The organism is Candidatus Nanosynbacter lyticus, assembly GCF_000803625.1.
Classification (GTDB): Bacteria; Patescibacteriota; Saccharimonadia; order Saccharimonadales; family Saccharimonadaceae; genus Nanosynbacter; species Nanosynbacter lyticus.
Genome location: NZ_CP007496.1, coordinates 48,786 through 72,265 on the forward strand (window position 1 = coordinate 48,786; position 23,480 = coordinate 72,265).

Genomic DNA, 23,480 nt, shown 5'->3' on the forward strand with positions numbered 1-23,480 from the left:
AGTGTATAATAGATAATATGAAAGCAACTTTTAAGCCAAAAAAGATTTTGTGGATGGATCTGGAGATGACCGGGTTGGATCCAGTGCATGATGAGATTTTGGAAGTGGCGGCAATTGCTACGGATTGGGATTTTACGGAAATTGCGACGTATGAGGGCGTGGTGCAGCATGACCCAGCAAAATTGGGTAAGCTGCTGGACCGAAACGCCAGTTTTTGGAATGAGCATCCAGAAGCACGGCGTGGTTTGGAGGAACAGAACGAAGACGGTAAGCCATTAGTAATGGTTGAGCAAGAATTATTGGTATTTTGCTATGAGCATTTTGCGGATGAGCCACGGATTTTATTGGGTGGCAATTCGATTCACCAAGATCGGCGGTTTATTGATCAGTGGTGGCCTATGTTGTCAAAAAGACTACATTATCGGATGTTGGACGTCAGTGCTTGGAAGGTGGTGTTTGAAGGCAAATATGGCAAGAAATTTGCCAAACCAGAAGAGCATCGGGCGCTGGAGGATATTCGCGGCAGTATCATGGAATTAAAATATTATCTAAAGAAGGTGAAGCCATGACCCATAAACAATTTGAAGAGTTTATTCTTAGTTTGCCTGGTGTATGGCTGGACTATCCGTTTGGCGAGGATATAGCGGTGTATAAATTTGGCAAGAGTAATGATGGCGCAGGGAAGATGGTGGCGCTGGTGGCTGAGGGCTCAAATCCGCTGCGGGTGAGTTTGAAGTGTGACCCATTGCTGGCGCAGAACTTGCGGGAAAAATACGAAACAGTATTGCCGGGCTATCATTTGAACAAAAAGCACTGGAACACCATCATCTGCTCAGGGCAGTTGAGTGACGAAGAGATATTTGACCTGGCGCGATTAAGCTACCAATTAGTTGCAGAAGCTTAGCTTGATTTAATTATATGATTAATTTGCTTTTGGATATTTTCCAAATCCGTAGCAGTTTTTTCCAGCCATTGACGCATAGTTTTTGATTTGGTCGATTTATATACTTTCGACATCATGGCAATTGTGTCTGTTATTTGGACATTCATTTCGTGTGCATAAGTAACGTCCAGCTGCGTATTCAGGTTGGCTTCATCTAGTTTTTCCTCCAGTTTATCCGAAGGGTCTAGGGCGAGAATATCTTTCTTCTTCTCTTTGTAACTAATGCCCGCCGCCTGAAGTGGATCGCTCATTGATGCTTCAGCGGTAGTTAGGACGGAAATTAAAGAACTATTAGTGGTTTGAAGTTCGGTTGATCGGAATTTGTTATTGTATTTCTGAGAAATAGTCAGTAGTTTATTGACCCGTGCAGCAACTTGGGCTGGAGTGGTTTTTGGCATGGAATTTTGCGAAAAAATAAAAATTGCAATGATGGTTAATATTCCGATTAGACTGAGAACAGCCATGATTATTTTGGTTTTTTTATCAAAACCTTCTGCTGGTGGAGGTGTGGCAATTTGATTTAGATAATCGATACCTTGTGATTGGTTGTCCAAATTGTCAGGATACATGTTTCTATTTAAGCACAAACAATAACAGAGGTAAAGGGTGATATAATAAAAACATGAATAATGCCAAAGAAGAAGTACGAGCGCGGCTGAACATCGAGGATGTAATTGGTGAGTATGTTCATCTGAAACGAGCAGGTCGTAATCTAAAGGGTCTTAGTCCGTTTACAGACGAGCGAACACCGAGTTTCATGGTAAGTCCAGAGAAGCAGATTTGGCATGATTTTTCTTCTGGCAAGGGCGGCGACATTTTCACCTTTGTGATGATGGTTGAGGGGATGGATTTTCGGCAAGCTCTGGAGCATTTGGCGCGTAAAGCAGGTGTGGATTTGACATTATTTTCTAATGGCGATGGGCGAACTTCCAAGCGACGGGCCAGGGCTAGAGAAGCGCTTAAATTGGCCGCTAATTTCTATCAGCAAAATTTGGTAAAAAATTCGGTGGCGCTGGACTATGTAGTAAAAAAACGACGATTAAATCGACAGACAATTGGTGATTTTCTGATTGGATACGCACCAGATAAGGGTGATGCGCTAACAAAAGCGCTAGAGAAAAAAGGGTTTTCAAAACGTGAGTTGTCTGATGCTGGATTAACAAATCGTTTTGGCGGAGATTTATTCCGCGGACGGATGATGGTGGTGCTGAGTGATGGTAGTGGCGAAGTGGTTGGTTTTACTGGTCGGATTATTCGGGATGATCCGCGCGCGCCAAAGTACCTAAACACGCCGCAGACTTTATTGTTTGATAAGTCGCGTTATATTTTTGGATTGTCGCAGGCTAAAGAGGCGATTCGTAAGAATGATACTGCGGTTATTGTCGAGGGAAATCTGGATGTGATTAGTAGTCATCAGGCGGGCATAAAAAACGTGGTGGCAACTTCCGGTACGGCGATGACGATTCAGCATTTGAAATCGTTAAGTCGGCTGGCGGGGCGGATTCGCTTGGCTTTCGATGGCGATCGGGCGGGGGTGAATGCAACGGAGCGGGCGATTAATCTGGCGCAGGAAGTTGGTATGGAATTGGAGGTAGTGAGTTTGCCTGATGGTGTTAAAGATCCAGACGAGTTAATCCAAAAAGATCCAAACTTGTGGCAGATGGCAATTGATAAATCCCAGCCGGCGGTGGACTGGGTAATTGCCAGATATGCGGAAATGGAAAATTTGAAATCAGCAGAAGGTAAGCGCCGTTTCTCAACGATTGCTTTGAGAATTGTCAGAAGTCTGAAAGACCCGGTAGAGCAGGAGCATTATTTGTCGGTGATTTCTGAGAAAACTGGCGCGTCAATTACTGCTTTGAAGGCAAAATTGTCGAATGAAAAAGTTGCCGAGCACCAATTGAAAAAGACTAAAGTTGATAAAGAAAAACCACAGCCAGTTCAAGATGAGACCGAGGATATATTGGCAGGGCTGGCGGCGAGCGAAAAGTCTGTGCGACGTTGGCTGGCGGTGATTTCTGGTGAGATGTTGGACGGCGACAGTGCGCGGCAATTGATTGGCTATCTGCGAAAAAACCCAGACTTAGAATTAAGCGAAGTTCCGCTGGACTTGCAAAAAATCGAACAGTATGTGAAAATAGTACAGTTGAAAAGTGAAAGTCGTTACGCCAATTGGGAGCAAAAAAGCTTGGATGAAGAAATGGCTCGGCTAGTCAGGCAAATAACAATAAAACATCGCGAAAACAAAAAGAATCAATTATTAACACAGCTTAGAGAGGCCGAGGCGTCGGGTGATGAGGTTTTGTCTCAGGATTTACGCCAGAGCTTAAATAATCTGATTAAGGAGAAAATGTGAGCGACGAAAATACGACAAAGCCGACAAATTTAAATGATGATGATTTTGATCCAACGCTTATAGACGAAGAAGAATCAGAAGATTTGGATTCGTTGACGACTGGTCAATATTTGGATGACGTGTCAGATGACTCGGTGCGGTTGTATTTAAGGGAAATTGGTAAAATTCCACTACTGAGCGCCGAAGAAGAAATGGACTTGGCGCGCCGGATTATTGAAGGGGATAAGAAGGCTAAAGATAAGATGGCTGAGGCAAATATGCGCCTAGTGGTATCAATTGCCAAGCGATATTCGGGCCGTGGTTTGGACTTTTTAGATTTGATTCAAGAGGGAAATACTGGACTCTTGCGCGCGGTGGAGAAGTTTGATCCAGATAAGGGATTTAAGTTCTCAACTTATGCGACTTGGTGGATTCGTCAGGCGATTACCCGGGCGATTGCTGATCAGGCGCGTACCATTCGTATCCCAGTTCACATGGTGGAAACTATCAATAAATTGCTGCGTACGCAGCGACGGATGACACAGGAATTGAATCGTGAGCCGACGATTGACGAGCTGGCTAAAGAGTTGGATATGGAGCCAGAGAAAATCGAATACGTCATTAAGATTAAGCAGGATATTTCTTCTCTGGATGCTGGTGTTGGTCGTGACGGTGAGGATGATGACTCAGTGCTGCAAGATTTTATCGTTGATGAAGATACGGTTTCGCCAGAAGATTCAGCATCAAACCAATTATTGAAAGAGCAAGTTCAGGATATATTATCAAGCCTGAGCGACCGTGAGCAGAAAATTGTTCGAATGCGCTTTGGTCTGGACAATGGTAAAAACCACACTTTGGAAGAAGTTGGTCAGGAATTTGCCGTAACACGTGAACGAATCCGCCAAATTGAGGCTAAGGCACTAGCAAAACTTCGCAAGCACAAAGATGCGAAAAAACTTTACGAGTACTTGGATTAATTAGCACTGCTCGGGTGATTTACAGAAATGGGCGTCGTGAGTTACGGCGTCTATTTTTTGGTGTAATTGATCAAGGTTGCCGTCATTTATGACAAAGTAATCAGCAATGGCAATTGGTCCGCCTTTTTCCAGATTTTCAATTTCCGACCAATCTCGCTGATCAACTTCGTGTGGCTGCATTGGGCGTTCGGGGCGTTTTACCATACGTTGATAACGGAGGTGTTTTGGGGTAACAATAGCGATAACAACCACCTGGCCAGGAAATTCATGTTTGATAATTTTATATTCACTCCACGTATATAACCCGTCCAAGACGATTTTATTTTGTCCAGCGTTAATTAAATCACGAACATTTTTTATAACGCGCTTAATTACAAAGTCTTTACCTTCGCGTTGGCGGATTTCTTCGCGGAATTTTTGTTGATTGTCCCAAGTTTTTTCAATTCCGGCCTCGTCCATGGCCTTATAAATAACGCCGCCAAAATAAATTTTTGGAAATCCTTTTTCTGTCAAATACTCGACAGCCGAACTCTTACCGCTACCCGCTAGTCCAACCAGGGCGATAATTCTTGCATGTGGTTGTGTCATAGACCAATTCTAGCAACTTGTTGACATTCTTCCAAATAAAGCGTATGTTTAGGGTAAGTATTATGGAAACGTTTCATAATCATACTGAAGATTTATCTCAGAATTCACTTTCTGATCCTGATATCTGGGGCCGTTTAATAGAATATCGTAAAGAAGAGACTCAATGGGATAATATACTAGACCAAGTTGAGGAATTAGAATCGAAATTTGATCTTAATCCAGATGGCAGTAAAGCATGGAAAAGATTTGTTAACAAACCGGTTATTGATCAGTATGGTCAGGTGTGGATGATTTGGAAGTCTGGGGATTGTTATCAGATATATAAGATGCCAGACGATAAAGATAAGTTTAATTATGTTTTCATAGATGATCTTGAGGTTACTCCCACCTTAGGTGAGCCGATTTATAAATTTTCTGTCGGATTTGATAATTTTGGCGATGCAGAAGTCTTAAATATACAGATGAGTGACGAGAGAACCGGGCATTGCCTCCTCTCCAACAATGAAAGAGATCGGTGGGAGACGTATAGGCGGTGGACAAAACACGACAATAACTCCTACAGTGCCATGGAAGACCTTAGAAGAAGCTATGAGAGATATGAGAAAATGCAGAGAAAATTGGGTAATTATTCTTTCAGTGCTGCAAAAAGGTTTGGGGAGATTTATGATAAGTATGGGAGAATACAACGAAAACTTGGTGATGCATCAATTAGAGATCTGGCAATAGCGGCTTAAATGCTACAATAGAAGTATGAAACGTCTAGTGGTTATTGATGGAAAATCGGTGTTTTACCGAGGTTATTATGCTATGCCGGGGCTCAGTACGGCGGACGGTACGCCGACTGGCGGGGTGTATGGGTTTGTGAGTTTGGCGATTGAGCTTATCAAGAAATTGGAGCCGGATTATGTGGTGGTGGCCTGGGACAAGCGCGGTACCAACATCCGTAAGCGGCGGGAATTATATCCAGAATACAAGGCCGGTCGCAAGCCGGCGCCTGATGATTTTTATCAGCAAATTCCAATCTTGATGGAACTGCTGGATGCGTTTGGCTGGCCACTGTATGAACTGGATGATTATGAGGCGGACGACATCATGGGTGCATTTGCCAAGCAAGCGGAGGCGCGTGGTGTGCAGACCTGTCTATTGACGTCCGATTTGGATGCGCTGCAATTGGTGTCGCCTCTCACCAAAGTCTATGCTATGAAAAATGGCCTGAGGAATATCGAGGAATTTACGGCAGAATATTTTGAACAAAAATATGGTATTCGGACGGACCAGTTTTTGGATTTGAAGGCGCTAAAAGGTGATTCTAGCGACAATTTGCCGGGTGTGCCGGGCGTTGGTGAAAAGACAGCGGTCAAATTATTGCAAGCATATGAAACATTGGACGGCGTGTACGCACATGTGGATGAGCAAAAAGGTGCTCTACGGACAAAGCTGGAGAACGGCCGTGAATCTGCGTACTTAACTAAGCAAGTGGCAGAAATCTGGACGGACGCGCCGGTGGAGCTGGACTGGGAGGTGGCGGATGTTAATGATTGCGATTTTGCTCGGGTGGCGGAGATTTTGCGGAAACTGGAGTTTCATTCGCTGATTGGGCGGCTGCCAAAGACAATGCAAGCGGTGGATGAGGTAGTGGAGACGGCGGAGTTAGAGTTGCCGCAGGTTGACAATTTGCCAGCTGAGCCGCTGTTTGAAACAGAGAATATTATCTATATTGATCCATCGGAACCGGACACGGTCTATATTAATTCTAAGCCTGGTGTAGCGTGGCGGGCCAAGATGAGTGAAATTGGTCAACATGTTTGGCAACTGTTGGCGCAGGGCGTAGTAATCGCGGCGGACGTCAAGGATCTATATCATGCGCTGGACGCTCACGGTGTGACGGTGCGGTTTCATGAGGTCTGGGATGTTGGACAGGCGGCGTTTTTGATCGATCCATTGAGGCGCGACCGCAGTTTAGCGGCACTGGCGGGCGATTTTTCTGAGGATGATTCCGCGTCGCGACAGCTGGCACGACTACGCCAGATTTACCGCCAGCAGCAGGATTATATGGCAGCGCATCAGCAAGTTGCTCGGGTGCTCCGTGAGTTTGATTTTCCAGTAATTTGGTCGCTGTTTCAGATGGAAAAGCGCGGCATGAAACTGGACACAGCGCTGCTTGAGCGGATGGGCGAGGAGCTGAGGGCGGAGGTGAGCCAACTTGAACAACAAATGTATGCGATGGCTGGGAGTGAGTTCAATGCTGCTAGTCCGGCGCAGCTGTCTGAGGTGCTATTCACCAAGTTGCAGCTGCCGACGACTGGTATCAAAAAAGGAAAAACTGGCTATTCGACAGGGCAAAAAGAGCTGGATAAACTGCGTGGCCAACACCCGATTATTGAACTGATTGAGCGGTACCGGGAGCTTACTAAATTGATTAGCACCTACATTGAAGCGCTGCCGAAGTTGGTGGCCGCGGACGGGCGGATTCACACCACATTTAATCAAGACGTCACCAGCACTGGGCGGCTGAGCAGCGCAAATCCTAACCTACAGAATATTCCGGTGCGTACGGAATTGGGTCGGAAAATTCGCCAGGCATTTGTACCGAATGAGGATAAGGTCTTCGTTGGCGCGGATTATTCACAATTTGAGCTGCGGTTGGCAGCGGTGCTGGCGGGCGATGAGCAGCTGATTAACGATTTTAATAGCGATGTGGATATTCATACTAAAACGGCGGCCGAGACCTACGGCGTGCCGATGAGCGAGGTGACAAAATTACAGCGCCGCGCGGCTAAGGTGATCAACTTTGGGGTGCTGTACGGCATGAGTCCGCACGGATTGGCGGCGGCCACTGGCATGACATTTACTGAGGCGAAACAGTTTATTGAACACTATTTTGCGGTGCGCCAACCAATCCGCCAATATCTGGATACAATTTTAGTTCAAGCGCGCGAACAAGGTTTTGTCGAGACTTATTTTGGCCGGCGGCGACCAACGCCTGACGTTAAGTCGAGCAATTTTATGGTGCGTTCGGCGGCCGAGCGGGCAGCGATGAATATGCCAATTCAGGGCACGGAAGCTGATTTGATGAAGCTGGCGATGATTCGACTGGAGGATAAATTAGCCGGGTTGGCTGAGCCGGTTCTACAAGTCCACGACTCGATTTTGGTGGAGTGTCGGCCAGAAGACGCTGAGCGGGTCAGCGAAATAATGCGTGCGGAGATGGAAGGAATTTGTCCAGATCTGCCAATTAAATTAAAAGTTGACGTCGGCATGGGTGCTCATTGGGATGAAGTGTAGAAATATGGTATAATTACGCCATGAAATACACCCAGCGACGCAATTCATTTTCTCGATTTGTACCAATCTTGCTAGTTATTGTCATTACTATTGTGGCAGTGGCGGCGGTTATTGCAATTGGTCGAGCTTTATTTGGTAAAAATGATTCAGGACAAGCAGATCAGAATGTTAATACGGGTCAAGTTGCGCTGCTGTCAACAGAGGAAGGCAGTGCGGTGCGGTTAACAGTTCGTGGCCCAATTGTAGCTAATGAGAATTTTCGATCGTATAGTGTTGTTATCTCGCCAAGTTCTCGTGATATGACAACATACGAAGGTTATTTGGATAAAGAAATTAATCAGAAAAAATTAGACAACAATGTGAAGGCTTATGCGGAGTTGGTCTATGCGCTTGATAAGCGGAAAATGATGAATGGTACGCAACTTACTGAACAACAAAACGATTTACGCGGCATCTGTGCTAGTGGTAAAGTGTATAAATTTGAGACACTGAAGGATAATTCAGTCGTGAAGAGTTTATGGACGTCGGATTGTAGTGGCTCTAAGGGTTCGGCGCAGGCAAATGTTAATGAAATCTTAGATATGTTTTTGAAGCAAATTCCTGACGGCAAGAAGATGGCGGCTGGTATTGGTCTTAGTCAGGAAGAGGCGTTGTTTAAGTTATAGGATTGATATGCCGGAACTACCTGAAGTTGAGACAGTGCGCCGCGGTTTGGCAGATTTACTGCCTGGCCAATCTGTAGTGCGAGCAAAAGTTTTTGACTCACCGAAGAGTTTTCCAAATTCGCCTGCTGATGTTGAGAAGTTTTTATACGGTGCGCGTGTAAGGGCGGTGCGACGGCGAGCAAAAGTATTAATGATTGATCTAGATACTAACTACTCGCTGGTAATTCATTTGAAGATGACAGGGCAACTTATTTTTCGTCAGGACTCTCGTCATGCTGCTCGGATATCCTCAAAAATATCTCGGGACCCACGTAAAGTTTCCCAAGATTCTTCTGGGGATACTACTCGCAACGTTGGAGAATTTGCTGGTGGTCATCCAAATGATAGTTTGATTGGCGAGTTACCTGATCGATCGACGCGAGTGCAGATTGATTTTGTGGATGGGTCGCGACTATTTTTTAACGATCAGCGCAAATTTGGTTGGATGAAGTTGCTGCCGACTGATGAGATAAAGAATCTGCCATTTATGAAAAAAGTTGGACCAGAGCCTCTTGAGAAGGCAACTCGTGCTGAAGATTTTATTAAGCGGATTCGTCGTCGCCAAAATTCGATGATTAAGCCGGCATTTCTTGATCAGGCGGTAATTGCTGGGGTGGGTAATATTTACGCTGACGAGGCTTTGTGGGCAGCAAAAATTCACCCTCAAACTCGAGTGAGAAATGTTGGTGACGAGCAGCTGGCAACTTTATTTAATGAGTTGCGCCAGATTTTGCAATTAAGCATTGACCAGGGTGGTTCAACGGATAAAAATTATGTTGATGCTGAAGGTCGGAGGGGTAATTATCTGAAGTTTGCCCATGTATTTCGTCGGGAAGGCCAGCCGTGCCATCTTCATCCTGACCAGGAAATTGTGAAATTAAAAGTTTCTGGCCGTGGGACGCATGTTTGTCCGGTGTGTCAGGTAGAGGCAGAATGATCTATCTTCTTTATGGTGAAAATGAGTTTGAAAAGCGAGCAGCGCTAGCAGAGTTGATTGGCGGTGAGAACGTGGAGCGTCACGATGGCGAGAGTCTGTCGCTAAATGGTATGCAGGAAATAGCAATCGGTCAAACATTATTTATGGATTCCTCAAGATACTTGATTTCGAGATTAAGTGAAAATAATGAAGTTTGGTCGCAACTACCAGATATGAAGTTTGATGAAGATCGGACAATTATTCTGGTAGAAGATAAAATTGACAAGCGAACAAAAACCTACAAATGGCTTCAAAAAAATGCTCAGGTTAGAGAGTTTTTACCGTTAAGCGAGCGCCAAAAGTCACAACTTTTAAAGTGGTGCCAAGCAGAGGTAAAAAATCGTGGATATGATTTAACGAATCAGCAGGCGGAGATAATTGTTGGCCGCTTAGGGTTTGATCAGTTGCGATTGAGTAATTTTCTGGATCAGCTAGCGTTAGCGGAGGACGTTACAGATGAATTGATTGATGATTTCATTCCGCTGGCGCGAGCAGAAAACGTATTTGATTTGTTCGTTTCGGTGCTAGCAGGAGACCGCGATAAAGTTCACGACATAATTGGCTATCTGGAGTCGGAAAGTGGCATTGATGGTGCTTATCAGACAATGGGATTATTAGCCTCTCAGGCAACCAATTTGACGGCGTTAATTTTAGCGGATGGTGATAGTGGTGCGGTGGCATCAGATTTTTCTGTTAATCCGTATGTTTTACGGCGATTGGCCTCATTGTCAAAAGGTATTGATAAAAAGCGGTTGAGGCGAATTAACGAGGCTTTATTTAGGGCTGATTTACAGATGAAAACAACCTCGGTCAATCCGTGGCTTCTTATAGAGGTGGCTTTGGCTGACATCGGCTAGCATAAAAACACCCCAGATAGACTGGAGTGTTATAAGAAAAATAACTAATGAATTACTTTGTAGTTTTCTTGGCAGCCGACTTCTTTGCCGGAGCCTTTTTAGCTGTAGTTTTCTTAGCAGTTGCTGGTTTTTTAGTGGCAGCTGGCTTGACAGCTGGCTTTTTGGCAGCTTCTAAAGTAACACCTGCTTTTTTAGCAATTTTGCTCAACGCGCTTTTTCGGCGAGCAGCAGTATTCTTTTTAATCAGGCCCTTTTTAACAGCGGCGTCGATTTCACTTTGAGCTGCAGAAAGTGTCTTGGCGCTTGGGGCTGCAGAGAAAGCCTTAACGGCAGTCTTGATATCTTTTTTAATGCCGATATTGCGTTCACGGCGTTTTAGAGTTTGTTTAGCGCGCTTGATGGCGGATTTGATTATTGGCATGTTACTCCTTTACCTCTATAGATTTGTATCGCTAATCAGGAAGAATTATACAGAAAACAGTGCAAATTGTAAAGAGGCGGTACAGATATTGACTTTATGGTAGTGCTTATGGTATAGTGATGCCAAGCGTAATTACAAAAAACAAACATAGGAAAAGTCATGTCAAACGGATCAGCAAAACAAAAAGTAGTCCAGAGCATCAAGGATGTAACTAATATTTTGGTGACGGTCAGCTCCAGTCCGTCAGTCGATGAATTATCGGCAGCATTAGGATTGACGATTTTCCTTAACAAACTTGGCAAACACGCTACAGCGGTGTTTAGTGGTGATATTCCGCCAGCTATTACTTTTCTTAATCCTGATAAAACGTTTGAGCAGACAACAGATTCTTTACGTGATTTTATTATTGCCTTAGATAAGGAAAAGGCTGACCATTTGCGCTATAAACTTGTTGATGATGCGGTGAAGATCTTTATTACGCCATACCGAACGACGATTTCTGACAAAGATTTAGAATTCTCACAGGGTGATTATAATGTTGAGTTAGTTTTGGCGTTGAATGTTGAGAATAGTGAAAGTATTGATACAGCGTTAACGGCACACGGTAAGATTTTGCATGATGCTACGGTTATCTCGATAACAGCGGGCGACGTAAAGAGCGGCTTGGGGTCGATTGATTGGCATGAGGGTAGTACTAGTGGCGTAAGTGAGATGATTGTTGAACTGATTAATGACTTGAAGACGCCGAAGGTAACTTTGGATGAACAGATGGCAACCGCACTGTTGACGGGAATTGTGGCCGTTACTGAGCGCTTTAGTAATGACAATACTTCATCAAAGGTTATGACTACTGCAGCAGAACTGATGGCAGCAGGGGCAAATCAGCAATTAGTAATATCAAAGATTGCCGAGAGCGAGACAGAAGATAAGCCTAAGGAAATTGAACAAGTTAAAAAAGAAGTTCCAGCCAAAGACAAAGATGATTCATCCGAAGATAAGGCAGATGAAGTAGAGGAAGCCGAAGAATCAGAGCAGGCAGACGGAACGTTGTCAATTAGCCACGAAAAGAAGGGTGACGTTGATGAAGTAGCTGAGCAGACGGTAAAAGAAAAGCAGGAAGAGTCTGCTAGGGTTGCTGAAGAGAAATTAGCCAACATTAAGCCGATTAAGGAAGAAGTTCGAGTAGAGGAAGAGGAGCCTAGCGAAAAAATAGTCGCCAAAGAGCTTTCCTTTGAGGAAACGCCATTGATGGGTGGCACGCTAAATGCGACTACTACGCAGGCTGCCGAGGATAAGATAAGGGCGCTAGCTAGTGACCAGAATAAGACCATCTTAACTCATAGTAAGTATGTGGGTGATAGCACACCATCATTTGGCGACACGCCGTTGAATGCGGCTATGGGGGCTTCTGACGAACCGCCAAAAATTGACCCATTTGCTACAACTAACGCTGAACAAAGATTGTCGACAATACCTGTTGCTCCTCAATCTGATGAGTCAATTATTGCGGCAATTACCAATGATACAAACCAACTAAGCGCGCCGGTAGCCGTAGAGCCAAATCAAGTTAGTGTCTCTCCTGAGCCTGTTCTAGCTGCTCCGTTACAACCTGAGAATACGGCTAACGAGATTTCTTTACCGATGCCACCAGCAATTCCAGATTTTAGTGCACTGCCACCAATGCCACCAGCGCCAACCGGTGTTGATACCGCTGGATTACCGCAACTTTCGCCACTAGGCGTAGCGCCTGAACCGGTAGCTGCTGAAGTAGCTCCAGCACCGGCGCTGCCGACTCAGCCAATTCAAAATACCGGGGAATTTAATCCAGGTCAATTCCAGATTCCAGGGCAAAAATAGTTGATGGATGAAGTCATTCTTATAGATAAGCCACAAGGTTTGACTAGCTTTGGGGTGGTGGCGCGCTTGCGACGAGTTTTATCTAATCAAGCGGGTAAGAAAGTGAAAGTTGGCCACACGGGTACGCTTGATCCGTTTGCGACAGGATTAATGATTATTGTGACAGGAAAGAAATGTCGGGAAGCCGAGACGTTTACTAAGCTAGATAAATGGTATGAGGCGGAGATTGTCTTAGGAGAGAAAAGCTCGACGGGTGATCCTGAGGGCGAAATTGCCGAAGTGTCTGACTATAAGCCGAGTGTAGAGGAGATTCAGCAGGTAATCGGTCAGTTTGTGGGGAAAATTGAACAGACCCCGCCTATTTTTAGCGCAATAAAAATTAACGGTCAGCGAGCTTATAAATTGGCGCGCGAAGGGAAGCAGGTGGAGATCCCAAAGCGTACAGTGGAGATTTATTCACTAGAATTGTTGTCCTATGAATATCCTAAGTTAAGAATCAAAACTCATGTTTCCAGCGGAACTTATATCCGAACATTAGCGGTGGATATTGGTGATAGATTAAATACGGGTGCGTATTGTGAGAATTTGCGCCGCACACAAATAGCCGATTATTCTATTAAGGAAGCGAAGACCTTGGCGGATTTTGGAATTACTAGCTAATTGCAAAAAGCTGAGTAACTTGGTATAATTACAAAGCTATGATTAGCAAAGATAATAAAGCAAAAGCAATTGCTTTGACTCAGGTCAATAAAAACGACGTCGGTAGCCCACAGGCTCAAGTGTCGGTTTTAACGGCTCGTATCAAAGAGGTCACGGAGCATCTGAAGGCGAATAAACACGACTTTATGGCGCGCCGCGGCTTGATCCAAATGGTTGGTAAGCGCAAACGCTTGCTGAAATATTTGGAGCGAACTGATTTTGAGAGCTACAAAGCAGTTGTTGCCAAGTTAGGTTTGCGTAAATAATTTTACGTTAGGAAAACTGCTTAAATCCCCTTCGGAGAGAAGGGGATTTTTGTTATTGCAATTATTTTTTCAACTTGGCAATAAGTACGTCGCGTCCGTCGTTGGCACCGCCTAAAGTACAGGAATAAAGCGTCAATTGCGGTTGATCGGTGCGTTGTTCGATTTCTATTGCCTCTGGTTTAACGCTACGTTTTTCGCTGATGACATAAATGTAGCGCGCTCCATTATAATCGATAACCATCTCATCGCCAACCATCAGTTTATCAATATTGTAAAACGGTGATTTTCTAAGTGTTTGCCGAGGGGTCAAGCCCATAATGAAACGGTGTGCGGATAAAACAAAATTACCGCCATCCTTCGGGTTACCATTCTCTGGTTTACGCCACCAAGCACCGTGTTCCATAGTTTCTGCACCGCCAGATGCGTACGGCAGATTTATATCAATTTTTGGGATATAAAGTCGATTTTCGGTGATTTTATCCTTAGTCTTACTTATAAGCTGTGAGGTGGAATTGTTCTTTGGGTTGATGGTTTGAGACATGATAAGTGGTGTACTAATAAGCACCAATAGATATATTCCACTAGCAATCATTATTACTGCGATTATTGGCAGAATGTAATTTTTTCGTCGTTTGGTAGCCGATTCTAGATGAAGTGACATGGCTAAATTATAGCATAACTATATTAAGGAATTTGCCTGAGCATAAGAGCGGAGCTGGTGTTTAGGCCAGCGGTTTAGTATAATATTAAGCAGCAATTTGTAATGCGGAAGTGATAGAGATGAGATTGCGCCATGAATCAGGCGGCACAATTTTATCCCTGTTACTGCCGCGAGAAAGGAGCTCTTTATGAGTATTATTAATCCAAGCGGCAAGGAGATTTTTAGCGTTACCACTGAGTTTTGTGGTCGGCCGCTGACACTAGAGGTAAACCGCGTTGGCTTTCGGACAACTGGTAGCGTGCTAGTGCGTTACGGCGATACCGTGGTTTTGGGTAGTGCGCAGGTGAGCAGTCGCCCAGTCCAGATGGACTATTTTCCATTATCGATTGATTATGAAGAAAAGTTTTATGCAGCGGGTAAAATTTCCGGTAGCCGATTTATTAAGCGTGAAGGTCGTCCAAGTGACGAGGCTGTGCTGATTGGTCGGTTGATTGATCGTCCAATTCGTCCGCTATTTCCGAAGGGCTACCGCCAAGAAGTGCAGGTTGTAGCAACAGTACTAAGCATGGATCCTGATTTCCGCCCAGATGTTATTGCGATGATTGCGGCGTCTAGTGCCTTAATGCTAACTGGCACGCCTTTTGACGGTCCAGTGTCTGGTCTGCGTGTCGGCCGCGTCAATGGAGAATTTAAGGCATTCTTAACGCAGGAAGAGCGCGAAAAGTCGGATCTTGATTTGGTGGTGGCTGGTATTGAAAGTGGTATCACTATGGTTGAGGCTGGTGCTAAAGAAGTCTCAGAAGATGTTATTGTCGATGCTATGGCGTGGGCGCACCAGATGATGCAGCCAGCAATTACCCTGCAGCGGGAATTGGCGGAAAAAGTTGCGCCAGCTCCGCAGGAATATACCTTAATCTTGCCAGATGAATCAATTCAGCAGACAGTTGATGAGTGGGCTAAGGGTAAGTTTGGTGAAAAACTTCGTCGCCCATATCCAGAGCGTAATGAAATGATTAGTCAGATTCGTGCTGAATTCCATGAGGCGATGGCGGAAAAACTTGGTATGGATGAGGAAGAATATAATGAGGTACGTGGTGATTATGATGAGGCGTTTACTTTGGCGCTTCATAAAGATGTACGTCAGGGAATTGTTGCAGAACAAGTCCGTCCTGATGGTCGACAATTAACAGAAATTCGTCCGCTTAGCTCGGAAGTTGGCTTCTTGCCGCGCGCTCACGGCTCCAGTCTGTTTACTCGCGGCGTGACGCAGGGTATGAACATTGTTACTTTGGCGCCGCTGAGCTATTCACAACTCGTTGACACAATGGAAGTTAATGATGGCGAACGACGCTATATGCACCATTACAATGCGCCAGGCTATACAGTCGGTGAAGTTAAGCGAATGGGTAGCCCGGGTCGACGTGAAATTGGGCACGGTTATTTGGCGGAACGAGCGCTGTTGCCAGTATTGCCAGCAGAAGAAGACTTTCCTTATGCTATTCGTTCTGTGACAGAAATAATGAGCCAGAACGGCTCAACGTCGATGGCGGCAACTTGTTCAAGCTGTTTGGCGTTGATGGATGCGGGTGTGCCATTGTCGGCTCCAGTTAGTGGAATTGCTATGGGTCTGATGATGGACGGTGATACTCCGTATGTACTGAGTGATATTGCTGACGCTGAAGACTTCGCTGGCGATATGGACTTTAAGGTTACAGGTACAGCAAAGGGAATCACTGCTCTCCAGATGGATATGAAGGTGCATGGCCTACCAGTGGCGGTGCTGCGTCAAGCAATTGAGCAGAGTAAGGCCGGTCGCGCGCACATCTTGCAGCATATGCTGAGTGTGTTGGCTACTCCACGTGATCAGCTTAGTCCGTATGCGCCACGAATTGAGAAGATTAAGATTGATCCAGATAAGATTGGTGCGGTGATTGGTAAGGGTGGAGAGACCATCAATAAGATTACCTCAGAAACCGGTGCTGAAGTTGATATTAAGGAAGATGGTTTGATTACAATAGCTAGCCCTAATGGTGAATCAATTGAAAAGGCACTGAATTGGATTAAGAGCTTGGTCGAGGAGCCAGAAGTTGGCAAGGTTTATAAGGGTAAAGTCGTCAGTATTAAGGACTTTGGTGCTTTTGTAAATATTCTGCCGGGCGTTGATGGCATGGTGCACATTTCAAAGTTAGCCGAAGGTCGAGTCAATAAGGTCACTGATGTAGTTAAAGAGGGCCAGTCGGTTCGCGTAAAAATTACTGGAATTGATGAGCGCGGTAAAATCAATTTGACGATGATCGGTTTGTAAATATATAATAATGAAAAGCATAATTTCAGGAGATTAAATTTCTAATGGATAATAGCAACAATAAGAAGCAACAACTGCAGCAAATACCACCTCAACCACAATTTCAACAAGCTCCGCCTCAACAGCCTCAATTCCAACAGGCTCCACAACAGCCGCAACAATTCCAACAAATGCCACCTCAACCCATGGCTGGCGCTCCATACCAAATGCCTCCGACGAAGAGTAAAGGTGTTTTGTGGGGAATTATTGGCGGAGTAATTGGGCTAATAATCATTATCGTTGGTATAGTCCTGGCTATTGTATTCTTGAGTGGTCCAAGTAAGGCAGATTATAAAGATGCGGTAAGCTTAGTATCGCAAATGAAGCTGCCTGAGTATAAGGATATATTTAAGGATGTGAAAAAAAGTGATGATTACGAAGAGGTCATAAATAAAGTTATAAATTCAGCTGATGAAGCTCACGCTAAGTTTGCCTCTAATAAGGCCTTTAAGGACAAAGACGTTAAGGAGGCTTACGACAAGTATCTGAAGGTGTGGAATGACGAGGCTAAACCTTACCTAAAATATGTCGGAATTTTTAACAAAGAAGGGGCTTACCGTAAATGTAAAGTCCCTAATCCAAATAAATATTTTGAGAAATCTAAGGATGAAATCGAACAAGATTTTGACTCTGTCATGAAAAGTTGTACAAACGCCCTGGACAACATGATAAAGTCTGATAATGATATTGCTAAGAAATATGGTGAAGACTTGAAAAAGCATTATGCGGAGATGAAGCAATATTACGTAGCAGCAACAGCCTATAGGCAGGACTACATAAGAACAAACGGCAAAACATCTTTGTCGTCACCTAAAGTTCCAACTACCCCAACTCCTAATTACAAAAAGGACATTGTCAAGATAGTGAAAGATAATTTTGATAATTTACAAAAAGTACTAGAAGATAAAGCTAATAAATAGATTTTATCTAAAAACAAAAGTGCCCTGAGGAAATCAGAGTGCTTTTAGTGGTCAATGTTTGACGACAACCAGCTAATAACTATATAATAGTAGGTAATGTAAGTTTAGGAGGTAATAATTTTATGAACAATAATCAGAATAACAATACACTACCGCCTCAACCCATGGCTGGCACTCCATACCAAATGCCTCCGAAGAAGAATATGAGTAAAGGTGTTTTTTGGGGAATTATTGGCGGAGTTGTCGCTATCATTGCCATTGTTGGTATTGTCTTAGCTTTTGTATTCCTTGGCGGATCAGGTGATAAAAAAGGTGGAGCCCAAGTCAGTAAGGAAGACTATAAAGACTTTTACTCACAGATTAATAAATTAGACATCTCTAGGGATGTTGAAGGAAGTAAATATGCTTCATTGTCGTATAGGGGTATTGAGAGAACACTTGGAGAGATTGATGAAAAATATAAAGAACTGGGGTCGCATAAAGCCCTTGCGGACGAAGATTTAAAAGAAGCCTACGATGAGGCGCTAAAGGATTGGAATGATAGTATAAAGCCGGCTATATATGCTGCATATAAAGTCAGTACAGACGAAGATGTCAGTTTTTGTGAACTTAATACCTACGCGTCATATATGAAGCCTGACAGAGAAGCTATTGATGCTGCTCTAGCTTCCCGTGAAGAGCGATGCATGAAAGCTGTAGAGAGGTTTGAAAAGTCTGATGATAAAATTGTTTCTCAGTACGGTAAAGCTCTTCGTAAGTATTGGTCAGAAGATATAAAAACCTTTTTATTAGAGTCATATAAATACTATAGTGAACTTAAAAATAACCCCAACGCTAAATTAAGAAGACCTAAAGAGCCAAAAAACCCAGAAGTGCAAGGTGAAAAGTCTAGAAGTGATCACTTAGAAGACTATGCATATCTCAAGAAACTAGCTAAGAAAAAGTCTGACGAAAAGTAGTCTGTATCTAAAAATAAAATTACCCTGATAAAATCAGGGTAATTTTTATTGTAGCTTGCTGTGCAGTGCTGTTTTTGACAAAATACAGCCAGTTTGTTATTATAGGGAGTACTGATTAGAGGAATTTATTGTTAGATTAACACCTCTATACTTGGGTTTTGAATTATATTGTAATAAAAAAAGGAGTATAACAATATGGGTCAGCGGCGACTAGCAACACCGCAAAAGGACGATGCTAAAAAGCGTCCACAGTCGAAAAAAAGCAATAACGCAGTATTAAATAGTACCACTACTCGAAAGGGCGAGGTCTTTCGAGCGCAGCGACGAACGAGCGAGAATGTCAACCTCAGGGCGTCACAGCACTTGATTGATATTCCGGTCAATAAGTCGGTTTATAATGGTTATGGTGGCGAGCAGTTTAGTATGAAAATGCAGCCAAAACCGCAACGTGGTGGCCAGCCAAAGCTGCGGATTATCCCAATCGGTGGTGTTGGTGAAATGGGTATTGGTAAAAACATGAACGCCATTGAGTATGATGATGAAATTATCATCGTGGACATGGGCTTTCTGTTCCCGGGCAGCGATTATCCAGGTATCAACTATATCACGCCGGATATCACCTGGCTGGAGGAAAATAAGCATAAGATTAAGGCGCACGTGTTCACTCACGGACACCTGGATCACATCGGGTCATTCCGGCACTTTATTCACCGAATTCCAGCGCCAGTTTATGGGTCGAAGTTTACTATTGGCATGCTGGACAAGTCGATGGCTGACGCTGATACCGATTTTCAGCCAGACTTTCGGGTGATGGATCCATTGAGTCATGAAATTGTTCAAGTATCGAAGCACTTTTCCGTGGAATTGGTGCGAGTAAACCACTCGATTCCTGACTCGACAGCAGTGATCATTCGGACGCCATTAGGTGTGGTGATTGACTCTGGTGACTGGCGATTTGAGGAAAGTCCGGTTGATGGCCAGAAATTTGACCTCGAGCGCATGACTGAAGTGGCATCCAAAGAGGGTGTTCTGATGTTTATGAACGAATCTACCAACTGTGAGTCGGCTGGTACACACACGCACACGGAGTTTGATATTCAATATTCAATAGGTCAGGTGATGGATAAATTTAGTAACAGCCGAGTGATTTTGAGCTGTTTCTCATCACAAGTGCACCGCTTGCAATTGATTTTGGAAGAAGCACACAAGCACGGCCGTAAGGTGGCGTTTGCTGGTTTTTCGATGATTCAGAACTTGGAGGTAGCACTACGTTCAGGCACTATTAAGATTCCAAAAGACACCGTTATGAAGATGGAGGATATCATCAAGTTACCAGACAGCCAGGTCACGGTGGTTTGTACTGGTTCGCAGGGTGAGTTTAATGCCGTGTTGAGCCGTATGGCGACTGGCGCGCATAAATACATGAAGATCAAGGGCTCTGATGTGGTGGTGTTTAGCTCCAATCCGATTCCGGGCAACGAGAAAAACGTAGTGCGAACAGTTGATGGCTTGATGCGCGAAGGTTCTAGTGTGATTCAGAACGGCAAGACACACTTGACGGGGATTGGGCCGCTGCACTTGTCGGGACATGGTTATTATGATGATCACGTCAAGTTGATTAATGCGTTGAACCCAACGTACTATATGCCAATTCACGGCGAATTTCATATGTTGGTTTATAATGCTCGGTTGGCAGAAGAGGAGTGTGGTATTCCGCGGAAGAATATCTTTGTGTGTGACGCTGGCGATATTATTGAAATTGACGTTGAACGGCAAGCTAAGAAAGCTGGTCGGATTCAGGCTGGCGGCGTGATGTATGATGATACCGGTGCTATTGTGTCTGAGGTGGTACTAAAAGACCGCATTCATATGTCTCAAGAGGGAATGTTTGTGGTGGTATTGACGGTGCAACGCGGCACCGGGCGGTTACTAACCAGTCCAGACATTATTTCCCGCGGCTTCATTTATCTGCGTGATTCTGAGGAATTGATGAACATGATTCGTCAGTATTTGAAGCAGAAGGCAGCGCGCAGTTTTTCTGGCAAGTATGACCTAGACGTTATCAAGAAGGAAATTAAGGATGAAGTCACACATATTTTGTACGATCAGACGCGCCGTACGCCAATTGTTATTCCGGTGATTAATGAAGTTGGCAGCTTAAAGACGGTAAAATCGACGACTGCTTCAGCTTCTCCGACTGCAAAATCCACGCCTCGCAACAAAAAATCTATTACTTCGGTGGAGGAGCCAAGGATGACTTTGCCAACCACGCCACGCCGTCGTTTTCCGCAGCGTCAAGTGCCTGACACTGAGGCGAATGACACGAAGGCTCGGGAGCGACAAGATTTTCGTCCCTACTAAATCCTCAGATTGATTTTACTGATAAATTATGCTATAATACAAAGTGTATTAAATTGATGTTTATATCTGTTAAGAAGTATAAAATCAGTGTATAATAAAAACGATTATGGCAAAAAAGCGAAAGAGCACGAAAAAGTCTACTCCTACCAAACCGCAACATAGTTTGCCGGTGGGTTTTTGGTCACAAGTAGGCGCGGTCTTATTGATCCTCTTGTCATTGCTATTGGTGGTTTCGTGGTTTGGTGTTGGTGGTCCAGTTCTTCAGTGGATTGATATGGCAACCATAAAGACAGTCGGCTACACTGCTTACACATTACCGATACTATTAATTTATTTGGCGGTAGAAACTTTCCGGGCAGAAGAGAATCGCTTACCTGCGGCGGTGAAGTTTGCGGCAGTTTTAGAGATTGTGTGGTTTTCAGGATTATTTGGGCTATTAAAGACGTCTTTACGACCAGATGCTGGTGGATTTGTAGGTGATATATTAAATACAGCCACACTTAAAATGGTAGATTCGGCAATTGCTGCAATATTTTACCTGGTGTTGGCGTTTATTACAGTTTTATTTATCACCCAAACATCACCATTTACTGTGTTTAGTAAATTGTGGCAAGCAATTAAAAGTAATAGCTTAGAGGATGATAACAATCGATCTATCATGAAGCAAGCGGCAAATCCTCAGTCGACAGAGGAAAATAAAAAGGTGAGTTTGGGAGATATTAAACTCAATGCTGGCGTGCCGATTATTGACACCACTAAGGAGAAGAAGGGTTTATTAAAGCGTACTGAAAAGCCAGAAAAGGCCGCTGAAGAACAAGCTCTGGTGGCAACACGTGATCCAAATTGGCAAGCCCCAAGCCTGGATTTATTAGAGAAGAACGAAGGCGGTGCGGATGCTGGCGATACGAGACAAAATGCTCAGATTATTCATGATACACTATCCGAATTTAACATTGATGCAGCAATGGGTGATATAAACGTTGGTCCAAAGGTGACGCAGTATACCCTAAGGCCACCAAGTGGTGTGAAATTGACGCGAATTACTGCGCTAGAGACAAATATTGCGCTTAATTTGGCGGCCCAAAGTCTGAGGATTGAAGCACCAATTCCTGGCCAGAAGGCGGTGGGAATTGAGGTGCCAAACCGTAAGGCAGCTGAGGTGCGGCTGTATAGCACATTAGTTTCAAAGCAGTGGACGGCGTCGCGCGATCCGCTCAGCTTTACGATTGGTAAGGATATTTCTGGGCAAGTCGTGGTTGGTGAGCTGGGAAAGATGCCGCACTTGCTAATTGCTGGGCAAACTGGCTCTGGTAAGTCAGTGATGATTAATACGCTACTGACGAGTTTATTGTATCGCAATAGTCCGAGTGACATGAAGCTGATTTTGGTTGACCCGAAGCAGGTGGAAATGGCGCCATATGAGGATATTCCGCACTTGCTGACTCCAGTGATTACTGAGCCAGAAAAGACTATTTCAGCTTTGAAATGGGCAGTTAATGAAATGGAGCGGCGCTATAAATTATTAGCGACAGAGAAGATCCGTAATATTAAGGATTACAATAAGAGGCTACAATCACGAGCGAAAAAGATTGCTATTGCTGATGAAAACGGTAATGTGCAGGAGCATGAAGATGGTTCGATGCCGTACATTGTGATTGTGGTGGACGAAATGGCGGACTTGATGATGATTGCTAAGAAAGATGTCGAGGCATTAATTGTTCGTTTGGCGCAGAAGGCTCGAGCGGTTGGTATCCATCTGGTACTGGCAACGCAGCGGCCAAGTGTTGATGTTATTACTGGTTTGATTAAGGCGAACGTGCCGGCGCGTATTTCTTTTACGGTAGCTAGCCAGGTGGATAGTATGACGATTTTAGACCAAGCGGGCGCGGAAAAATTGCTGGGTCAGGGTGATATGTTGTTCTATACACCAAGCATGAGTAAACCGAAACGCATCCAAGGTGCCTGGGTAACTGATGACGAAGTAAATAAAATTACTGATCATTTGCGAATGCAGATGGCGCCGCAGTACAACGATGAAGTGGTGGCTCAGCCAGTACAGTTGAACGGTAAGGGCGGTGTAGTGATGGATTTGTCAGAAGGTGGTGATGATAAATTCAAGGATGCTGTGAGGGTGGTAGTTGAGCGACGAAAGGCCTCAACGAGTATGCTCCAAACGCGACTAGGTATTGGCTATCAGCGAGCAGCGCGCATTATTGAAGAAATGGAAGAGCGGGGAATTATCGGTCCGCAGAATGGATCAAAGCCACGTGATGTATTGATCTCTAGTGTCGAAGAATTAGATGAATTGTTGGCGGAATAGTATAAAA

General features: G+C 44.3%; 22 protein-coding genes. 17 read left to right on the forward strand and 5 right to left on the reverse strand.

The annotated features are described in order from the left end of the window. The first annotated feature begins 17 nt into the window (after positions 1 to 17). Both orn and TM7x_RS00260 read left to right on the forward strand, forming a co-directional pair. Complete coding sequence (gene orn / locus TM7x_RS00255; protein ID WP_039326752.1) at positions 18 to 569, forward strand: oligoribonuclease; 552 nt, start codon at positions 18 to 20, stop codon at positions 567 to 569. Continuing rightward, the gene (locus TM7x_RS00260; protein ID WP_039326756.1) at positions 566 to 904 is read left to right on the forward strand and encodes an MmcQ/YjbR family DNA-binding protein; all 339 of its coding nucleotides are present in this window, start codon (positions 566 to 568) and stop codon (positions 902 to 904) included. Before orn ends, TM7x_RS00260 begins: the two co-directional genes overlap by 4 nt. Here TM7x_RS00260 and TM7x_RS00265 read toward each other — a convergent pair. Further along, positions 901 to 1,512, reverse strand: a complete 612-nt coding sequence (locus tag TM7x_RS00265) for a hypothetical protein (RefSeq protein WP_039326758.1) — start codon at positions 1,510 to 1,512, stop codon at positions 901 to 903. The genes TM7x_RS00260 and TM7x_RS00265 overlap by 4 nt on opposite strands. A gap of 53 nt (positions 1,513 to 1,565) precedes the next feature. On the opposite strand from TM7x_RS00265, the gene dnaG reads away from it, so the two are divergent. Continuing rightward, the gene (gene dnaG, locus TM7x_RS00270) at positions 1,566 to 3,299 is read left to right on the forward strand and encodes a DNA primase (RefSeq protein ID WP_052198766.1); all 1,734 of its coding nucleotides are present in this window, start codon (positions 1,566 to 1,568) and stop codon (positions 3,297 to 3,299) included. Further along, complete coding sequence (gene rpoD, locus TM7x_RS00275) at positions 3,296 to 4,255, forward strand: RNA polymerase sigma factor RpoD (protein WP_052198767.1); 960 nt, start codon at positions 3,296 to 3,298, stop codon at positions 4,253 to 4,255. The genes dnaG and rpoD overlap by 4 nt, the downstream gene beginning before the upstream one ends. On the opposite strand, the gene TM7x_RS00280 is transcribed toward rpoD, so the two are convergent. Beyond that, complete coding sequence (locus TM7x_RS00280) at positions 4,256 to 4,843, reverse strand: AAA family ATPase (RefSeq protein WP_039326760.1); 588 nt, start codon at positions 4,841 to 4,843, stop codon at positions 4,256 to 4,258. A gap of 44 nt (positions 4,844 to 4,887) precedes the next feature. On the opposite strand from TM7x_RS00280, the gene TM7x_RS00285 reads away from it, so the two are divergent. The 5 genes from TM7x_RS00285 to holA are packed head-to-tail and all read left to right on the forward strand — an operon-like array spanning position 4,888 to position 10,665. Next, positions 4,888 to 5,577 (forward strand): hypothetical protein, encoded by a 690-nt coding sequence (locus TM7x_RS00285; protein ID WP_138074051.1) that lies wholly within the window; start codon positions 4,888 to 4,890, stop codon positions 5,575 to 5,577. 16 nt (positions 5,578 to 5,593) lie between these two features. Then, entirely contained in the window at positions 5,594 to 8,128 is a 2,535-nt protein-coding gene (polA, locus tag TM7x_RS00290) for a DNA polymerase I (RefSeq protein ID WP_039326765.1), read from the forward strand. Positions 8,129 to 8,148: 20 nt separating this feature from the next. After that, entirely contained in the window at positions 8,149 to 8,793 is a 645-nt protein-coding gene (locus TM7x_RS00295; protein ID WP_039326767.1) for a hypothetical protein, read from the forward strand. 7 nt (positions 8,794 to 8,800) lie between these two features. Next, positions 8,801 to 9,769: a bifunctional DNA-formamidopyrimidine glycosylase/DNA-(apurinic or apyrimidinic site) lyase gene (gene mutM, locus TM7x_RS00300; protein ID WP_039326769.1), complete on the forward strand. Its 969-nt coding sequence runs from the start codon at positions 8,801 to 8,803 to the stop codon at positions 9,767 to 9,769. Beyond that, the gene (gene holA, locus TM7x_RS00305) at positions 9,766 to 10,665 is read left to right on the forward strand and encodes a DNA polymerase III subunit delta (protein ID WP_039326771.1); all 900 of its coding nucleotides are present in this window, start codon (positions 9,766 to 9,768) and stop codon (positions 10,663 to 10,665) included. Before mutM ends, holA begins: the two co-directional genes overlap by 4 nt. A 52-nt stretch (positions 10,666 to 10,717) precedes the next feature. Here holA and rpsT read toward each other — a convergent pair whose 3' ends face one another. Then, complete coding sequence (gene rpsT, locus TM7x_RS04205) at positions 10,718 to 11,086, reverse strand: 30S ribosomal protein S20 (protein ID WP_082001314.1); 369 nt, start codon at positions 11,084 to 11,086, stop codon at positions 10,718 to 10,720. Between the two features lie 159 nt (positions 11,087 to 11,245). Here rpsT and TM7x_RS00315 point away from each other — a divergent pair, with 159 nt between their 5' ends. The 3 genes from TM7x_RS00315 to rpsO are packed head-to-tail and all read left to right on the forward strand — an operon-like array spanning position 11,246 to position 13,908. Continuing rightward, the gene (locus TM7x_RS00315; protein ID WP_039326773.1) at positions 11,246 to 12,943 is read left to right on the forward strand and encodes a DHH family phosphoesterase; all 1,698 of its coding nucleotides are present in this window, start codon (positions 11,246 to 11,248) and stop codon (positions 12,941 to 12,943) included. A 3-nt stretch (positions 12,944 to 12,946) separates the two neighbouring features. Beyond that, positions 12,947 to 13,603 carry a tRNA pseudouridine(55) synthase TruB gene (gene truB / locus TM7x_RS00320; protein WP_039326775.1) on the forward strand — a complete coding sequence of 219 codons (657 nt, stop codon included), beginning with the start codon at positions 12,947 to 12,949 and terminating at the stop codon, positions 13,601 to 13,603. A gap of 38 nt (positions 13,604 to 13,641) precedes the next feature. Next, positions 13,642 to 13,908: a 30S ribosomal protein S15 gene (gene rpsO / locus TM7x_RS00325; RefSeq protein WP_039326777.1), complete on the forward strand. Its 267-nt coding sequence runs from the start codon at positions 13,642 to 13,644 to the stop codon at positions 13,906 to 13,908. A gap of 61 nt (positions 13,909 to 13,969) precedes the next feature. Here rpsO and TM7x_RS00330 read toward each other — a convergent pair whose 3' ends face one another. Next, the gene (locus tag TM7x_RS00330; RefSeq protein ID WP_039326779.1) at positions 13,970 to 14,569 is read right to left on the reverse strand and encodes a sortase; all 600 of its coding nucleotides are present in this window, start codon (positions 14,567 to 14,569) and stop codon (positions 13,970 to 13,972) included. Between the two features lie 187 nt (positions 14,570 to 14,756). Between TM7x_RS00330 and pnp the strand changes: the two genes are divergently transcribed. After that, the gene (pnp, locus tag TM7x_RS00335) at positions 14,757 to 16,874 is read left to right on the forward strand and encodes a polyribonucleotide nucleotidyltransferase (RefSeq protein WP_039326782.1); all 2,118 of its coding nucleotides are present in this window, start codon (positions 14,757 to 14,759) and stop codon (positions 16,872 to 16,874) included. Positions 16,875 to 16,907: 33 nt separating this feature from the next. On the opposite strand, the gene TM7x_RS04110 is transcribed toward pnp, so the two are convergent. Further along, positions 16,908 to 17,075 (reverse strand): hypothetical protein, encoded by a 168-nt coding sequence (locus TM7x_RS04110; RefSeq protein ID WP_158386484.1) that lies wholly within the window; start codon positions 17,073 to 17,075, stop codon positions 16,908 to 16,910. 5 nt (positions 17,076 to 17,080) lie between these two features. Between TM7x_RS04110 and TM7x_RS00340 the strand changes: the two genes are divergently transcribed. From TM7x_RS00340 to TM7x_RS00355, 4 genes are all read left to right on the forward strand, one after another. After that, complete coding sequence (locus TM7x_RS00340; protein WP_138074052.1) at positions 17,081 to 17,833, forward strand: hypothetical protein; 753 nt, start codon at positions 17,081 to 17,083, stop codon at positions 17,831 to 17,833. A gap of 122 nt (positions 17,834 to 17,955) precedes the next feature. After that, positions 17,956 to 18,792: a hypothetical protein gene (locus TM7x_RS00345; protein WP_039326786.1), complete on the forward strand. Its 837-nt coding sequence runs from the start codon at positions 17,956 to 17,958 to the stop codon at positions 18,790 to 18,792. A 195-nt stretch (positions 18,793 to 18,987) separates the two neighbouring features. Further along, a complete protein-coding gene (locus TM7x_RS00350; protein WP_082001315.1) occupies positions 18,988 to 21,153 on the forward strand; it encodes a ribonuclease J in 2,166 nt (721 codons plus the stop codon). Between the two features lie 106 nt (positions 21,154 to 21,259). Next, positions 21,260 to 23,473: an FtsK/SpoIIIE family DNA translocase gene (locus tag TM7x_RS00355; RefSeq protein WP_052198768.1), complete on the forward strand. Its 2,214-nt coding sequence runs from the start codon at positions 21,260 to 21,262 to the stop codon at positions 23,471 to 23,473. Positions 23,474 to 23,480: the final 7 nt, after the last annotated feature.

Excerpts from the sequence above, each read along its gene's own strand:
- TM7x_RS00340 (WP_138074052.1), top strand. The coding sequence starts at position 17,081 with ATGCCTCCGACGAAGAGTAAAGGTGTTTTGTGGGGAATTATTGGCGGA.
- TM7x_RS00265 (WP_039326758.1), bottom strand. The coding sequence starts at position 1,512 with ATGTATCCTGACAATTTGGACAACCAATCACAAGGTATCGATTATCTA.
- TM7x_RS00315 (WP_039326773.1), top strand. The coding sequence starts at position 11,246 with ATGTCAAACGGATCAGCAAAACAAAAAGTAGTCCAGAGCATCAAGGAT.
- TM7x_RS00345 (WP_039326786.1), top strand. The coding sequence starts at position 17,956 with ATGAACAATAATCAGAATAACAATACACTACCGCCTCAACCCATGGCT.
- TM7x_RS00330 (WP_039326779.1), bottom strand. The coding sequence starts at position 14,569 with ATGTCACTTCATCTAGAATCGGCTACCAAACGACGAAAAAATTACATT.
- TM7x_RS00295 (WP_039326767.1), top strand. The coding sequence starts at position 8,149 with ATGAAATACACCCAGCGACGCAATTCATTTTCTCGATTTGTACCAATC.
- rpsO (WP_039326777.1), top strand. The coding sequence starts at position 13,642 with ATGATTAGCAAAGATAATAAAGCAAAAGCAATTGCTTTGACTCAGGTC.
- rpsT (WP_082001314.1), bottom strand. The coding sequence starts at position 11,086 with ATGCCAATAATCAAATCCGCCATCAAGCGCGCTAAACAAACTCTAAAA.
- TM7x_RS00260 (WP_039326756.1), top strand. The coding sequence starts at position 566 with ATGACCCATAAACAATTTGAAGAGTTTATTCTTAGTTTGCCTGGTGTA.
- dnaG (WP_052198766.1), top strand. The coding sequence starts at position 1,566 with ATGAATAATGCCAAAGAAGAAGTACGAGCGCGGCTGAACATCGAGGAT.
- mutM (WP_039326769.1), top strand. The coding sequence starts at position 8,801 with ATGCCGGAACTACCTGAAGTTGAGACAGTGCGCCGCGGTTTGGCAGAT.
- orn (WP_039326752.1), top strand. The coding sequence starts at position 18 with ATGAAAGCAACTTTTAAGCCAAAAAAGATTTTGTGGATGGATCTGGAG.
- pnp (WP_039326782.1), top strand. The coding sequence starts at position 14,757 with ATGAGTATTATTAATCCAAGCGGCAAGGAGATTTTTAGCGTTACCACT.
- holA (WP_039326771.1), top strand. The coding sequence starts at position 9,766 with ATGATCTATCTTCTTTATGGTGAAAATGAGTTTGAAAAGCGAGCAGCG.
- TM7x_RS00280 (WP_039326760.1), bottom strand. The coding sequence starts at position 4,843 with ATGACACAACCACATGCAAGAATTATCGCCCTGGTTGGACTAGCGGGT.
- TM7x_RS04110 (WP_158386484.1), bottom strand. The coding sequence starts at position 17,075 with ATGGAGCGCCAGCCATGGGTTGAGGTGGCATTTGTTGGAATTGTTGCG.
- TM7x_RS00350 (WP_082001315.1), top strand. The coding sequence starts at position 18,988 with ATGGGTCAGCGGCGACTAGCAACACCGCAAAAGGACGATGCTAAAAAG.
- TM7x_RS00355 (WP_052198768.1), top strand. The coding sequence starts at position 21,260 with ATGGCAAAAAAGCGAAAGAGCACGAAAAAGTCTACTCCTACCAAACCG.
- truB (WP_039326775.1), top strand. The coding sequence starts at position 12,947 with ATGGATGAAGTCATTCTTATAGATAAGCCACAAGGTTTGACTAGCTTT.
- TM7x_RS00285 (WP_138074051.1), top strand. The coding sequence starts at position 4,888 with ATGTTTAGGGTAAGTATTATGGAAACGTTTCATAATCATACTGAAGAT.
- polA (WP_039326765.1), top strand. The coding sequence starts at position 5,594 with ATGAAACGTCTAGTGGTTATTGATGGAAAATCGGTGTTTTACCGAGGT.